This window comes from Microbacterium sp. PAMC21962 (assembly GCF_019443465.1).
Lineage (GTDB): Bacteria > Actinomycetota > Actinomycetes > Actinomycetales > Microbacteriaceae > Microbacterium > Microbacterium hominis.
The window spans coordinates 3,337,421-3,351,972 of sequence record NZ_CP080381.1 but is presented as its reverse complement, the minus strand read 5'-3'; the positions used below and the strand labels follow the sequence as shown (position 1 = coordinate 3,351,972).

Here is a 14,552-nt window from a genome sequence, read left to right as displayed (position 1 = left end):
TGGGCGGCGGCGGTGTCCGATGGGTTCGTTAGGGTAGAACCCGATGACAGTGACCGGGTATTCCCTCCCCCAACCGGCCGCGGATCCCGTCTGGCGGGCGCCGCGTGCGGATGACGCCGTCCAGGCGACGGTATCCGTGCCCGGATCCAAGTCGCTGACGAACCGCAAGCTGGTCCTGGCCGCCCTCGCCGACGGCCCCAGCACGCTGACGTCGCCGCTGCACTCCGAGGACTCGGAGCGCATGATCGCCGCGCTGCGCGCTCTGGGGGTGGAGATCACCGAGGTGCCCGGAGCGGGCGCCTTCGGGCCCGACCTGCTCGTCACTCCCCCCGCCACGTTCCGCGGAGACGTCGAGATCGACTGCGGTCAGGCCGGCACCGTCATGCGCTTCGTCGCCCCCCTCGCGGGTCTCGCCGACGGCGACGTCACCCTGACCGCCCATGCCAGCGCGCTGCACCGCCCGATGGGCGAGATGATCAAGGCGCTGCGCGAGATCGGTGCGGACGTCGACGACGGCGGCACCTGGTCGCTGCCGTTCACCGTCCGCGGGCGCGGCCACATCCGCGGCGGAGAGGTCACGATCGACGCGAGCGGCTCCAGCCAGTTCGTCTCCGGCCTCCTGCTCGCCGCCCCCCGCTTCGACGTCGGGCTGCACCTCGTGCACTCCGGGGAGCGTCTGCCCAGCGCGCCCCACATCGAGATGACGATCGAGACGCTCGCCCGCCGCGGCATCCAGGTGGAGCACCCCACCCCCCACGAGTGGGTCGTGCCCGCGGGCACGCTGCGCGGACGGGATGCCGCGATCGAGCCCGACCTGTCCAACGCGGCGCCGTTCCTCGCGGCCGCGATGCTGACGGAGGGCTCCGTCACGATCCCCGGCTGGCCGGCGAGCTCGACCCAGCCCGGCGCACTGCTGCCCGAGATCCTCACGGTGCTGGGCGGACGCGCGTCGCGGCGAGGAGGGGCGCTGACGGTCACCGGAGGCCCCCGGATCGCCGGTGTCGACCTCGACCTCAGTGCGGCGAGCGAGCTCGCGCCGACGCTGTTCGTGCTCGCGGCGTTCGCCGACGCCCCGACCACGCTCCACGGCATCGGTCACATCCGCGGCCACGAGACGAACCGCATCGACGCCCTCATCGGCAACCTCCGCAACATCGGCGGGCGCGCCGAAGAGCTGCCCGACGGCATCCGGATCATCCCCGCGCCCCTGCACGGCGGGCTGTGGCGTGCGCACCACGATCACCGCATCGCCACGGCCGGTGCGCTGATCGGTCTTCGCGTTCCCGGCATCGAGGTCGATCACATCGAGACGACCGCCAAGACGATGCCCGAGTTCCCCCAGCTCTGGGCGCGCATGCTGGGCGCCGAGACCGACGACGGAACCGGCGTACGGCGGCCGTGAGATGAGCTGGCTGGACCTCGACGACGACGACGAACCCGAGTTCGACGAGGCCGACATCCGTGTCCGCCCGAACCCGAAGGCCAACCGGCCCCGGACGAAGCGGCGACCGGCGCACGCCGACGCGCGCATCGCGCGCGTGCTGGGCGTCGACCGGGGGCGGTACACGGTGCTCATCGACGAGGACGGACCCGAGGAGCACACGGCGCTCGCGACGCGCGCGCGCGAGCTGCGCAAGCAGCCCATCGTCACGGGAGACCGCGCCCGCGTCGTGGGCGACACCACGGGCGACGACGGGACGCTGTCGCGGATCGTGGGGATCGAGGACCGCTCGTCGCTGCTGCGCCGCAGCGCCGACGACACCGACCAGGTCGAACGCGTCGTCGTCGCCAACGCGGATCAGATGCTCATCGTGGTGGCGGCGGCCGACCCCGAGCCGCGTCCGCGCCTCGTCGACCGGTACCTCATCGCCGCGCTGGATGCCGGCATCCACCCGCTCCTGGTGGTCACCAAGACCGACCTCGCCGACCCCTCCGGCTTCCTGGCGCACTTCGAGGGGCTGGACGACCTGGAGATCTTCACGAGCGGGCGCAGCAGCATGCCGGTCGATGAGATCGGCACCCGGCTCGTGGGCCACTCGACCGTGTTCGTGGGCCACTCCGGCGTGGGCAAGTCGACGCTCGTGAACGCGCTCGTCCCGAGCGCCGACCGGGCCACCGGCCACGTGAACGAGGTCACCGGACGCGGCCGTCACACCTCGAGCTCGACCGTCTCGCTGCGGTATCTCGGCGACGGCGGCCGCGGGTGGGTGATCGACACCCCGGGGGTCCGTTCGTTCGGGCTGGGCCACGTCGACCCCGCGAACATCCTCAAGGCGTTCACCGACCTCGCCGCGATCGCGCAGGAGTGCCCGCGCGGCTGCACGCACCTGCCGGACGCACCCGACTGCGCGATCGTCGAGGCGGTCGCGGAGGGCCGTCTCGGAGAACGCGGCGCTGCCCGCCTCGATTCGCTGCAGCGGCTCCTGTCGACCTTCGCCTGATCGTAGGCTGGTGGCATGGCCCGCCTCGAACCCGGTACCCCCGCTCCCGACTTCACGCTCGTCGACCAGGACGACGCCCCGGTCAGCCTGCACGATCTGCGCGGCGCTCCCGTCGTGCTCTTCTTCTACCCGGCCGCGATGACCCCGGGGTGCACCACCGAGGCGTGCGACTTCCGCGACAGCCTCGGCCCGCTGCAGGCCGCCGGGTACACCGTCGTCGGCATCTCGCGCGACGACCCCGCGACGCTGCGTCGTTTCCGGGAGCGCGACGCCCTCACCTACCCGCTCCTGAGCGACCCCGACCACGCGGTCCACGACGCCTACGGCGCCTGGGGCGAGAAGATGAACTACGGCAAGCTCGTCGAGGGCGTCATCCGCTCGACGGTGATCCTGGATGCCGAGGGCGTCGTCACCCACGCGCTGTACAACGTCAAGGCGACCGGGCACGTCGCGCGCGTGCGGTCGCTGCTCGGCGTCGGCTGACGACGCGCCGCGACGAGGATCACCCGCGGTCCGGGGCGTCCCGACGCGCCGCGACGAGGATCACCCGCGGTCCGGGGCGTCCCGACGCCCCGCCGCGGCACGCACGGCGGCGAACAGGGCGACGAGCCCCACGACCGCGGGCAGGGCCGTCCAGAGCGCCGTCTGCGGCGACGGGGTCGGACCGGTGATCGCCCCCAGCGCCACGGCGAGGATGAGCAGCTGCGCCACGATGCCTCCGGAGCGCCCCCACGACTGGCCGCGGAAGACGGCGACGGCGAAACCGACCAGCGCGACGGCGCCGATCGCCGTGAGGACGATGAGCGCGACGGAGCTGACGGCGTCATCCGTGTCGCCGGAGACGAGGGCGACGATCTCCCACCCCGCGAGAACGAAGACGGCGACCGCCTCCAGCGCCAGGACGGCGGCGGCGATACGCTCCGAACTCGTTGTCGTCATGGGCGCAGGTCCTCTCGTGCAGCCGATCCACAGCACACGCCGGGGGAAATGCCGAGTTCACCCTTGATTCATCTGAATGACCATGGGAGCATTGAACTATCCGTGTGCTCCCACAGTGGCGTGGGGCGAGCGTCTGCTCGCACACCATCAGGGTAATCGACGCCCGACGTCACACCCACCCGAACTTCTCATCCCGCATCAAGGAGCACCCCCTATGGATTGGCGCGACAAAGCCGCCTGCCTGACCGTCGACCCCGAGCTGTTCTTCCCCGTGGGGAACACCGGACCCGCTGTCGATCAGATCGAGAAAGCCAAGTCCGTGTGCGCGCGCTGCACCGTCACGGAGGTCTGCCTGCAGTACGCCCTCGAGACCGGTCAGGACTCGGGCGTCTGGGGAGGCCTCTCCGAGGACGAGCGCCGCGCCCTCAAGCGCCGCGCCGCGCGCGCCCGCCGCGCCAGCTGAGCCGCGCCTTCGCGTCTCAGCTCTGCGCGCGCCCGAGGTAGCGCATCGGGATCTCGATGGTCACCTCGGTGCCGGACCCGACGAGGGTGTGCCAGTCGATGGTTCCGCTGAGCTCACCCTGGATCAGCGTGCGCACGATCTGCGTCCCGAGCCCGCGCCCGACCTGACCCTCGGGAAGCCCGACCCCCGTGTCGCGCACCTTCACGCCGAGCTGCTCCTCGGTGCGTTCGGCGATGATCTCGACCTCGCCCTCCTGATCGACCAGGCCGTGCTCCACGGCGTTGGTCACGAGCTCGGTGAGCGCGAGGGCGAGGGGGGTCGCGTACTCGCTCGGCAGCGTGCCGAAGGTGCCGGTCTTGCGTGTGCGCGCGCGGGTGTTCGGCGACGCGGCCACCTCGGCCACGAGCTTGAGGACGCGGTCGAACACGTCGTCGAAGTCGACGTTCTGGGCGAGCCCCTCCGAGAGCGTGTCGTGCACGACCGCGATCGCCGACACGCGCCGCATGGCGTGGGTGAGTGCGTCGCGCGCCTCGTCGGAATGCGTGCGACGCGACTGGATGCGCAGCAGTGACGCGACCGTCTGCAGGTTGTTCTTCACCCGGTGGTGGATCTCCCGGATCGTCGCGTCCTTGGTGATCAGCTCCTGCTCCTGGTGGCGGATCTCGGTGACGTCGCGGCAGAGCACGATGGCCCCGATCCGCGTTCCGTGATCCTTGAGCGGGATGGTGCGCAGCGAGACCGTGACCCCGCGCGCCTCGATGTCGGCGCGCCACGGGGCGCGTCCGGCCATCACGATGGGAAGGGACTCGTCGAAGTCGCGCCCCTTCGGCAGGATGCCGGTCGCCACCTCGAGCAGCGACTCACCCTCGAGCTCGTCGTCGAATCCCAGCCGGTTGAACGCCGAGAGCGCGTTCGGGCTCGCGAAGGTGGTCACGCCGTCGACGTCCATGCGGATCAGACCGTCGGAGGCGCGGGGAGCGCCCCGGCGGGGAGAGGTCGGCGCGGCGAGGTCGGGGAAGTCGGCGCTGGCGATCATGCCGAACAGATCGTCCGCGCAGTCGTTGAAGGTGATCTGCTGTCGCGACGGTGTGCGGGCCTCGCCCAGGTTGGTGTGCCGGGTGAGCACGCCGACGACGGTCGGCGGGTTTCCGCCGCCCCCGACCGTGCGCACGATGGGCACGGCGCGCACGCGCGTGGGCGTCTCCTCGAACCAGTCCGGGGATGCCGAGTCGACGATCTCGACGCGGGTGAAGGCGTCGCGCACCTGGGTGCGCCACTGCGGCCGGACCAGGTCGCCGACGATGTCGCGGTAGAACAGCGTCGCCGCTCCGCTCGGACGGGTGTGTGCGACGGCGATGAAGGAGTCGTCGGCCGTCGGCACCCAGATCACGATGTCGGCGAAAGCGAGGTCCGCGAGCAGCTGGCCGTCACCGGCGAGCCGGTGCAGCCACTCGATGTCCGCGCCCGTCGAGCGGCCCTGGGCATAGACGAGATCGCTGAGCGTCGACACGCACCCAGCCTAAGCGACAACGACGTGCCGGCCACGCGGCGCCGGCCGTGCCTCAGGCCGCGCCGCGGACGGCCCGTCGCGTCCGCGTGCGACCGCCGCTGTCGTCGACGGCGACGTCCGCGCGCGCGTTCGCGCGGGTTCGCGCGGCGGCGGGGCGGGCGGAGGGAGGGGGTTCGATCGCCTCCCCGACGAATCGCCGTACGGCGGAGCAGAGCGCGGAGCGCGGAGCGACGCGACCGACCGGTTGCGCCTGCAGCACCGCGGCATCCGCTGCCTTCGGATCCCAGGGGATGAACCAGCACTCCGCGACGCCGGTGTACCGCGCCAGCGTCCGGCGCATCTGCGTCCGGGCGTCGATGCCGAGGGTCGAGGAGCGCGTCTTGTTCACGACGACATGGATCGGCGCGGCGCCGGCCGTCGCGCGCAGGTCCGGGTAGGCCCGCACGAACCGCGCCACCCCGACCGGATCGGCCGCCACCACGGCGATCACGACGTCGGCCGCGGCCAGCGCGGCGAGCGTCGCCGCGTTTCGCCGGGGTCCGTCCAGGTCGCTGACGATCTCCTCGTCGCGCTCGAGCGGCGCCGCGAGGTCGACGACGAGATCGTCCACCCACGCCCGGCCGCGGCGGAGCGCCTCGTCGACCCTTGTGGCGGTCAGCTCGGGCCAGCGTCCGGGCCGGTTGATGCCGGTGAGCACGCAGACGTCTCCGAGCGGCAGGGAGATGCGTTCGAGTTCGGCGACGGTGAGCGCCCCGCGCTCGGCCGCGCGGCACGCGGCGGCGAACCCCGGCCCCTCGTCGGGCAGGCCCGCGAGCATCGCCAGCGACGGCGCGTGGGTGTCCGCGTCGACGAGGCCGACGCGACGCCCATCGCGGGCGAGCTCCCCCGCGACCTCGATCGCCATCGTCGTGCGCCCCGGCGCGCCGTGCGGCCCCCAGACGGCGATGACACGCCCCCGCGGCGGCACGGGCACGGTGCGGGCGCGCGGGGCCAGGATCTCGTGCACGGCATCTGCCGCGTCGACCGCGGTGACGCCGAACATCTCGGCGAGGCGCCTGTCGGCGACGCCGTCGCAGAGCGCGACGATGCGCACGCCGAATCGGTCGCACGCGGCCACCACGCCGGGGGTGAGCGTGCGGCGCCCGGCATCCACCGCCAGCACGTCCGCCCCGGCGAGGGCGCCCCGCACCTCGGCGGGCTCCACCCGGCGCACCTCGGCATCCGCCTCCCGGAGCCGGTCGGCGAGCGCCGCCGCGTCGGCACGGCCGGATGCCAGCACGACGTGGAGCGTCATGAGCGCGGCCCGCCGATCGGGACGATGGCGAGACTCGACCCGTCGGCGATCGCCGCGAGCGCGGCGGCGACGTCGGCACGCTCGATCACGATCTCCACCGCGGCGCCGGCGGAGCCCATCATCGATCTCTCGCGATCGACCGAGGCCACCGTCGCCGCACCGACGAGGATGCGGGGCGTGTCGAACGTCCCGCGCTCGAGCGGAGACGCGGCCCACACCTCCACGGCCGAGCCGGTCACCACCGCCGCGGGCACCTCGCTCGCGGTGCGGACCACGATCGTCGTCGTCCGGGCGCGCGAGGGCTCCCCCACGGCGTCGCGCGGGACGAGCTCGCCCGCCGCCACCGTCCGCGTGACGACCGCGCCGGGCTGCAGCGTCGCCGGCGACGCGTACGAGTCCTGCACCGCGCCGAGGGCGACCTCCACGACCCGCAGATCGCCGGCGTCGACGTCCTGGCCGGGCACGAGCGTGCTCGCCGCGGCGAAGACCGGCACCGTCTGACGCGCCGCCGCCACGACGAACCACACGCCCGCGACGGAGACGACGATCAGTGCGATGCCGAGCAGGAATCTCAGGTCGGCCCAGAACGCCCGCGGACGGGGTCGGGCGGTGACGAACTCGCTCATCCGGACATGGTGTCCGAACGCTCCGCGACCCCGCGCGGGTTATCCACAGCCCGGCGTGGGCCGGTGAGTCGCCCACGAACGGAACGCATAATGTCCTCATGCCCGAATCGCCCCTCGACGGCGCACGCCTGCTCGCCCCCGCACAGGTGGCGGAGATGCTGCAGCTCGCCGTCGACGAGGTCATCGCGCTCGTCATCGACGGGCGGCTGCGCGGGGTCAGGGCGGGCGCGCCCCCGCGCTGGCGCGTCGACGCCGACAGCGTGGCGGAGTATCTCGACGACCAGGCCGAGGACGCCCGCCGGATGGCGCTGTGGCGGGAGTCGAACGCCGCGAGCTTCCCCGAGCTGTGGGGACGGGGCACGGTCCGAAACCCCGACTGACCGCGGCCGTCCGCGCTCAGATCAGGTCGGCGACGGCATCCAGCCGCACCGCGGCGACCGCCGCGAACGGCACGAGCCGGAAGCCGCGCACCTGGTCGGCCCGCCGCGGCGCGCCGAGGTCGTGCACGGCGAGGTCGAGGTGGTCGGCCCCGGCTCGATCCACCGTTCCCGACAGCGCCTGACCCGACACGAGCCGCACCGTGACCGGCACCCGGCGACGCACGAGATCGCGCAGCAGGAAGCCGAGCGGCATCCGCTGACCGAGCGCGCCGCCCGGACCCGCGTCGCGCACGGTGGACAGCACCTCCTCCGCGTCGAGGACGATCATCGCCACCGCGGGCAGCGGGACGATCCACACGGTCGGGCCCTCACCGGCATCCGTGCGCAACGCCGCCCAGTCGGCGCCCACCCGTCCGACGGCCCCGACGAGCACGGTCCCCTCGACGAGGTGGGCGGCGCACCGCGCAGCGTCGGCGTCGGCGAGGGCGACGAGGCGGTCGCGCAACGGCACCCGCGACAGGCGCAGTCGCTCCGCCTCGGTGTCCAGGGCCGCACGCTCGGCCTCCCATTCGGAGTCGAGTTGGTCTTCCAGATCCTCGAAGAAGCGGTCCCAGCGCACGCCGCGACCCTAGGAGAGGGATGCCGCGACGCGCGGGATCTGTCCACAGGCGACCTGTCCACACGTTGGAGGATTCTCATCCACGCCTCGTGACCGCTGTGCTGTACTCGTCAGACGCCCGCCCGGGCCGACGCCGCCAGAGGAGGTACAGCATGGTCCCCACCTCCGCCGACGCTCCCCGGCCGGCGTCACGGCTCGGCTCGGCGCTCGAGGTCGCCGACTACTTCGCCCCGCAGCGCACCGGCACCGACGCGCTGCCCGAACCGGAACCGCTGCTGAAGAACCTGACGATCGGCGTCCTCGAGGTGCTCGCGGGGGTCCGCGAAGTGGACCAGCTGGCCCGGTGGTTCGGCGAAGACGCCTTCCGTGCCCTGCTCACCCGCTCCAACCTGTCCGCCCGCGCCCGCAGCGCCCGCGGGGTGCCTCCGGCCCGGCCGGTGCACCGCATCCTGTCCACCCGGTACTCCTCCCCCGCCGACGGCGTGGTCGAAGGCGTCGTCGTGGTCGCAGGACCCGCCCGCACGCGCGCCGTCGCGATGCGGCTCGAGGGCTGGGACGGACGCTGGCGCGCGACCTCGCTGGGACTGCTCTGATCGCGGCGACGGCGCCGGCCGGGGCATCCCTGCCCTACCGTTACTGGCGGTAGGAGGACAGGAAGTTGCCGAGCCGCTCGATGGCCTCGGTCAGCACACGCGCCTCGGGCAGCGTCACGATGCGGAAGTGGTCGGGCGTGGGCCAGTTGAAGCCCGTCCCCTGCACCAGCAGCACGTGCTCGGCCACGAGGAAGTCGTAGACGAACTTGGCGTCGTCGTGGATCTCGTACACCTCGGGATCCAGCCGCGGGAACGCGTACAGGGCGCCGCGCGGCTTGTGGCACTGCACACCGGGAATGGCGGTCAGGGCGTCGAAGGCGGCATCCCGCTGCTCGTGCAGGCGACCGGTGGGGGCGATCAACGCGTCGATCGACTGCACCCCGGACAGCGCCGCCTGCACGGCGTGCTGGGCCGGGACGTTGGGGCACAGTCGCGTCGAGGCCAGCAGCTGGATGCCCTCGAGGAAGCCGGCGGCGTGCTTCTTCGGACCGGTGATGACCATCCAGCCCGAACGGTAGCCGGCCACGCGATACGTCTTCGACAGCCCGTTGAAAGTCAGGCAGAGCAGATCGGGTGCCAGGGTCGCGAGCGGGATATGAACGGCATCGTCGAAGAGGATGCGGTCGTAGATCTCGTCGCTGAGCAGCAGGAGGGAGTGCTCGCGCGCGATCTCGACGATGCCCTCCAGCACCTCGCGGGAGTAGACCGCGCCGGTGGGGTTGTTGGGGTTGATCACGACGATCGCCTTCGTCGCCGGGGTCACCTTGGCCCGGATGTCGTCGAGGTCGGGCTGCCAGCCGTTCTCGTTATCGCAGAGATAGTGCACCGGAGTCCCGCCGGCGAGGCTCGTCATCGCCGTCCACAGCGGATAGTCCGGCGCGGGGATCAGGACCTCGTCGCCGCTGTCGAGCAGCGCCTGCATGGTCATGGTGATCAGCTCGGACACGCCGTTTCCGAGGTAGACGTCGTCCGGGTCGAACTTCGGGAAGCCGGGCACCTGCTCGTACCGGGAGACGACGGCGCGGCGCGCCGACATGATGCCGCGGCTGTCGCTGTAGCCGTGCGCGTGCGGGATCGCCTCGATCATGTCGCGCACGATCTGGTACGGCGCCTCGAACCCGAAGACCGCGGGGTTGCCGGTGTTGAGCTTCAGGATGCGGTGCCCGTCGGCCTCGAGCCGGTCGGCCTCCACCAGGGCGGCTCCACGGATCTCGTAGAGGACGTCCTTGAGCTTGGATGACTGGTCGAGGATGCGGGGACTCATCGGATCAGGATATCGCCGCCCGGGCAGGGCCAATCGACGGCCGGTGGCCCGACCGTTCCACGCCCGATCGACCTACTTCTTCTTGCCCGCGGCGCGACGGTCGGCACGGTTCTGCGGCGCGGGAGCGGATGCCGCGGCATCCGTCCGCTGTCCGAACGCCCCGCGCGGGGCCTCGGCGGCGGGCTGCGCCGGAGCCTGCGCAGCGGACTGCTGACGGACCTTGTTGGTCGCCGCCTGCTGCACCTGCCCGCGCTCGTTGCGCACCTCGACCTCGCCCGCGTCGTTCGCCGCGGTGTACTGGAGCTTCTGGGCCTCGACGGCGGGCGCCGCCTGCAGTCCCTTCGCCTCGACCTCGCCGTCGCCCGACGCGCGCACCTCGACCTCGAGGTTGTAGAGGAAGCCGACCGACTCCTCCTTGATCTGGCCCATCATCGACTGGAACATCTGGTAGCCCTCGCGCTGATACTCGATCAGGGGGTCGCGCTGGGCCATCGCCCGCAGGCCGATGCCGTCCTTGAGGTAGTCCATCTCGTACAGGTGGTCGCGCCAACGACGGTCCAGCACCTGCAGCACGACACGGCGCTCGAGCTCGCGCATCGCGGCCTCGCCCAGCTTGTCCTCGCGCGCGGCGTAGGCGATCTTGGCATCGGAGAGGATCTCGCGCTTGAGCACCTCCGGCGTCACCCGGCCCTTGCTGCCGCTCTCGGCGACGACCTCGTCGATCGTGACGGAGACGGGGTAGAGCGTCTTCAGCTCGGTCCAGAGGGCGTCGAAGTCCCAGCTCTCGTTGTGGCCGCTGCCGGTGTGGTCGTCGATGATCGCGCCGATCGCGTCCTCGATGAAGTGGTGCACGCGGTCGGAGAGGTCGTCGCCCTCGAGCATCTGCCGGCGGTCGGCGTAGATGGCCTCGCGCTGGCGGTTGAGGACGTCGTCGTACTTCAGCACGTTCTTGCGGACCTCCGCGTTGCGCGCCTCGACCTGCGACTGCGCGCTCTTGATCGCGCGAGAGACCATGGTCGACTCGATCGCCACGTCGTCGGGGAAGTTCGTCCGGGCGAGGATCGCCTCGGCGGCTCCCGACTGGAACAGGCGCATGAGGTCGTCGGTCAGCGACAGGTAGAAGCGGCTCTCGCCGGGGTCGCCCTGTCGACCGGAACGACCGCGCAGCTGGTTGTCGATGCGGCGCGACTCGTGCCGCTCGGTGCCGAGCACGTAGAGCCCGCCGGCCTCGACGACCTTCGCCGCCTCCTCGGCCACGACGTCGCGCATCGCGGTGTAGGTCTCGCTCCACGCGGCGTCGTACTCGTCGGGGGTCTCGACGGGGTCCAGCCCCTTCGCCTTGACCTCCTGGACGGCGAGGAACTCGGCGTTGCCGCCGAGCATGATGTCGGTGCCGCGGCCGGCCATGTTGGTGGCCACGGTCACGGCCCCCAGACGCCCGGCGCGGGCGACGATCTCGGCCTCGCGCGCGTGGTTCTTCGCGTTGAGGACCTCGTGCTTGATGCCCTTCTTGGCCAGCAGTCGCGAGAGGTACTCGCTCTTCTCGACGCTGACCGTGCCGACGAGCACCGGCTGCCCGGTCTCGTGGCGACGCGCGATGTCCTCCACGACCTGGGCGAACTTCGCCTGCTCGTTCTTGTAGACGAGGTCGGGCTGGTCCTTGCGGATCATCGGCTTGTTGGTCGGGATGGGCACGACGCCGAGCTTGTAGGTCGACATGAACTCGGCCGCCTCGGTCTCGGCGGTACCGGTCATGCCGGCCAGCTTCTCGTAGAGGCGGAAGTAGTTCTGCAGCGTGACGGTCGCGAGCGTCTGGTTCTCGGCCTTGACCGGGACGCTCTCCTTGGCCTCGATGGCTTGGTGGATGCCCTCGTTGTAGCGGCGTCCGACGAGGATGCGACCCGTGTGCTCGTCGACGATCATCACCTCGTCGTTCATGACGACGTAGTCGGTGTCGCGCTTGAACAGCGCGAGCGCCTTGATCGAGTTGTTCAGGAACGAGATGAGCGGGGTGTTGGCCGACTCGTACAGGTTGTCGATGCCGAGGTAGTCCTCGACCTTCTCGATGCCGGGCTCGAGCACGCCGATCGTGCGCTTCTTCTCGTCGACCTCGTAGTCGACGCCGGCCTCGAGCGTCTTCGCGATCTTCGCGAACTCGACGAACCAGCGGTTCGCCTCTCCCGACGACGGTCCCGAGATGATGAGCGGCGTGCGCGCCTCGTCGATGAGGATCGAGTCGACCTCGTCGACGATCGCGAAGAAGTGGCCGCGCTGGACGAGATCCTGCTTCTGCCACGCCATGTTGTCGCGCAGGTAGTCGAAGCCGAACTCGTTGTTCGTGCCGTACGTGATGTCGGCGTTGTACTGCTCGCGGCGTACCTCGGGCGTCTGGCCCGCGATGATCGTGCCGGTCGTCATGCCGAGGGCACGGTAGACGCGCCCCATCAGCTCGGACTGGTACGACGCGAGGAAGTCGTTCACGGTGATGACGTGCACGCCCTTGCCGGCGATCGCGTTGAGGTACACGGCGAAGGTCGCGGTCAGGGTCTTGCCCTCACCGGTCTTCATCTCGGCGATGTTGCCGAGATGAAGCGCCGCTCCACCCATGATCTGCACGTCGTACGGACGCTGTCCGAGCGTGCGCTTGGCCGCCTCCCGGACGGCCGCGAACGCCTCCGGCATGAGCTTGTCGAGGCTCTCGCCCGCCTCGTGCCGCGCACGCAGTTCGGCCGTCTCGCCGCGCAGTTCCTCGTCGGTGAGCTGTGCGTAGTCCTCTTCGAGGGCCCCGACCGCTTTCACGACCTGCTGAAGCCGCCGCAGGATGCGTCCTTCGCCGGCGCGGAGCAGTTTCTCGAGAGGGTTGGCCACGGAGCATCTCCATCTATCGTGTGCGGGTGACGCGCGACGCCACCGGAGCCGCGCACGGGGGCACGGCATACGGGGCCATGTTACCTGGCTGTGACTTTGCTTACCTGCGCGAGTCCTCGAAAGGGCACGCATAGGATCGTGGCATGGCGGGATTCTGGGGCGCACGCAAGCAGGAGCGGCAGCAGAAGGCCGCGGAGGACGCCGAACTCGGCCGCCGCGCCGACGCCGCCCTCGTCTCGATCGACGAGCGGCTGCGTACGACCGAGGACGAACTCGTGTTCGCCGAGATCGAACTCGGCCGCGAGGCGACCTCGGGTCTGCGCGATGCCCTGGCGGCCGTCCGCAGCCACATGGGCGAGGCCTTCCAGCTCAATCAGCTCAACCACGACCACATCCCCGACACGGCGGAGGAGCTGCGCACCCGCAACGCGCGCATCATCCAGCTGTGCGACTGGGCCGAGGATCTGCTGGACGACCGGCTGCAGGCGCTCGCCGAGCCGGTGGAGCGCGCCCGGCGGGCTCCCGAGATCATCGACGGCATCCGCGCCGACGTCGCGCGCGGCGAGCAGCGCCTGGCCCGGGCCGAGGCGACCCTCGACCGCGTGCGCGCTCGCTACTCCCCCGACGCGGTGCGCCGCATCGAGAAGAACGCCGCGGAGGCCGCGCAGCTGTTCGCGTTCGCCACCCACGGGGCCGACGTGTCGACGGCGCGGCGCGAGTCGGGTCAGCGCGAACAGGCGAACCTCGCCCTGGAGACCGCGATGGAGGCCGTGCGACGCGGGACCACGCTGCTGGACGCCGTCGACGCGTTCGAGGTCGAGGCCCTGCGTGCGGAGTCGACGCTCGACGCGATCGTGGAGGACTCGCGCGACGACCTCGTCGTCGCCCGCGACCTCGCGCACGTCCCCGCCGTCGCGGCGGCGATGTCGACCCTCGAGAAGGAGCTGATGGCCCTCACCCCGGCCGGCGGCCTCCCCGATCCCTTCGGCGAGCTCACCCGGCTGCGCGAGGCGAACGCCGCGCTGGATGCCGCGGTCGCGAAGGCCCGCGCCCGGCTGGCCAATCCGGCGCCGCCCGAGACGCACGTGCGGCATGCGATCGACGACGCGGACCGCCAGCTCGGGGTGGCGCGCAGCGTCATCTCCGGCCACCGCGGATGGATCGGCGCCGATGCGCGCACCCGCCTGGCGGAGGCCGAGCGCATCCGCCTGGACCTCGCTGCGCTCGCTGCCCAGCCCATCGCCGAGGACGATCGCGAGCAGGCGCTGGCCGACGCGCGGCGCTGCGGTCAGCTCGCCGCCGAGGCCCTGCAGCTCGCTCAGCGCGACATCGACTCGTCGCGTCCCAACGACGGCGGCTGGGGCAACGGCGGCGGGTGGGGCGGCGGACGGCGCGGCGGAGGCGGCGGCGACATGGTCGGCGGCATCCTGGGCGGTCTCGTCATCGGCAGCATCCTGGACGGCATGTTCGACTGACCCCGCGCCCGCGGCGCGCCCGCGCCCGCCGCAGATTCGGTCCGCGCAAACAGAATCGGATGCCGCGCGTCGCGGCATCC

General features: G+C 71.7%; 14 protein-coding genes. 7 read left to right on the top strand and 7 right to left on the bottom strand.

The window, feature by feature from the left end; translation table 11 throughout:
* Positions 1-43 precede the first annotated feature (43 nt).
* The 3 genes from aroA to bcp are packed head-to-tail and all read left to right on the top strand — an operon-like array spanning position 44 to position 2,924.
* Positions 44-1,402 (top strand): 3-phosphoshikimate 1-carboxyvinyltransferase, encoded by a 1,359-nt coding sequence (gene aroA, locus KY498_RS15680; protein WP_191008920.1) that lies wholly within the window; start codon positions 44-46, stop codon positions 1,400-1,402.
* Position 1,403: 1 nt separating this feature from the next.
* Positions 1,404-2,441: a ribosome small subunit-dependent GTPase A gene (gene rsgA, locus KY498_RS15675; protein ID WP_061782072.1), complete on the top strand. Its 1,038-nt coding sequence runs from the start codon at positions 1,404-1,406 to the stop codon at positions 2,439-2,441.
* Between the two features lie 15 nt (positions 2,442-2,456).
* Positions 2,457-2,924 (top strand): thioredoxin-dependent thiol peroxidase, encoded by a 468-nt coding sequence (gene bcp / locus KY498_RS15670; protein ID WP_060960907.1) that lies wholly within the window; start codon positions 2,457-2,459, stop codon positions 2,922-2,924.
* 60 nt (positions 2,925-2,984) lie between these two features.
* On the opposite strand, the gene KY498_RS15665 is transcribed toward bcp, so the two are convergent.
* Positions 2,985-3,380 carry a hypothetical protein gene (locus KY498_RS15665; protein WP_060960908.1) on the bottom strand — a complete coding sequence of 132 codons (396 nt, stop codon included), beginning with the start codon at positions 3,378-3,380 and terminating at the stop codon, positions 2,985-2,987.
* A 214-nt stretch (positions 3,381-3,594) separates the two neighbouring features.
* Here KY498_RS15665 and KY498_RS15660 point away from each other — a divergent pair, with 214 nt between their 5' ends.
* Entirely contained in the window at positions 3,595-3,843 is a 249-nt protein-coding gene (locus KY498_RS15660) for a WhiB family transcriptional regulator (RefSeq protein ID WP_005048317.1), read from the top strand.
* Between the two features lie 16 nt (positions 3,844-3,859).
* On the opposite strand, the gene KY498_RS15655 is transcribed toward KY498_RS15660, so the two are convergent.
* From KY498_RS15655 to KY498_RS15645, 3 genes are read right to left on the bottom strand one after another with little or no spacing between them, the layout of a single operon-like run.
* Positions 3,860-5,353, bottom strand: coding sequence for a sensor histidine kinase (locus KY498_RS15655; protein WP_060960909.1), 1,494 nt, complete (start codon positions 5,351-5,353; stop codon positions 3,860-3,862).
* Between the two features lie 52 nt (positions 5,354-5,405).
* Positions 5,406-6,647, bottom strand: a complete 1,242-nt coding sequence (locus KY498_RS15650) for a P-loop NTPase (protein WP_061782071.1) — start codon at positions 6,645-6,647, stop codon at positions 5,406-5,408.
* Positions 6,644-7,273 (bottom strand): hypothetical protein, encoded by a 630-nt coding sequence (locus tag KY498_RS15645; protein ID WP_060960910.1) that lies wholly within the window; start codon positions 7,271-7,273, stop codon positions 6,644-6,646. Before KY498_RS15645 ends, KY498_RS15650 begins: the two co-directional genes overlap by 4 nt.
* Before the next feature lie 98 nt (positions 7,274-7,371).
* On the opposite strand from KY498_RS15645, the gene KY498_RS15640 reads away from it, so the two are divergent.
* Positions 7,372-7,653 (top strand): helix-turn-helix domain-containing protein, encoded by a 282-nt coding sequence (locus KY498_RS15640; protein ID WP_060960911.1) that lies wholly within the window; start codon positions 7,372-7,374, stop codon positions 7,651-7,653.
* A 16-nt stretch (positions 7,654-7,669) separates the two neighbouring features.
* Here KY498_RS15640 and KY498_RS15635 read toward each other — a convergent pair whose 3' ends face one another.
* The gene (locus KY498_RS15635) at positions 7,670-8,272 is read right to left on the bottom strand and encodes a hypothetical protein (protein ID WP_191008921.1); all 603 of its coding nucleotides are present in this window, start codon (positions 8,270-8,272) and stop codon (positions 7,670-7,672) included.
* A 152-nt stretch (positions 8,273-8,424) separates the two neighbouring features.
* Between KY498_RS15635 and KY498_RS15630 the strand changes: the two genes are divergently transcribed.
* A complete protein-coding gene (locus tag KY498_RS15630; protein WP_060960913.1) occupies positions 8,425-8,865 on the top strand; it encodes an Rv3235 family protein in 441 nt (146 codons plus the stop codon).
* Between the two features lie 40 nt (positions 8,866-8,905).
* Here KY498_RS15630 and KY498_RS15625 read toward each other — a convergent pair whose 3' ends face one another.
* Positions 8,906-10,129: a pyridoxal phosphate-dependent aminotransferase gene (locus KY498_RS15625; RefSeq protein ID WP_060960914.1), complete on the bottom strand. Its 1,224-nt coding sequence runs from the start codon at positions 10,127-10,129 to the stop codon at positions 8,906-8,908.
* A gap of 72 nt (positions 10,130-10,201) precedes the next feature.
* Positions 10,202-12,997 (bottom strand): preprotein translocase subunit SecA, encoded by a 2,796-nt coding sequence (secA, locus tag KY498_RS15620; protein WP_191008922.1) that lies wholly within the window; start codon positions 12,995-12,997, stop codon positions 10,202-10,204.
* A 143-nt stretch (positions 12,998-13,140) separates the two neighbouring features.
* On the opposite strand from secA, the gene KY498_RS15615 reads away from it, so the two are divergent.
* A complete protein-coding gene (locus tag KY498_RS15615; RefSeq protein ID WP_060960916.1) occupies positions 13,141-14,472 on the top strand; it encodes a hypothetical protein in 1,332 nt (443 codons plus the stop codon).
* The last annotated feature ends 80 nt before the right edge of the window (positions 14,473-14,552 follow it).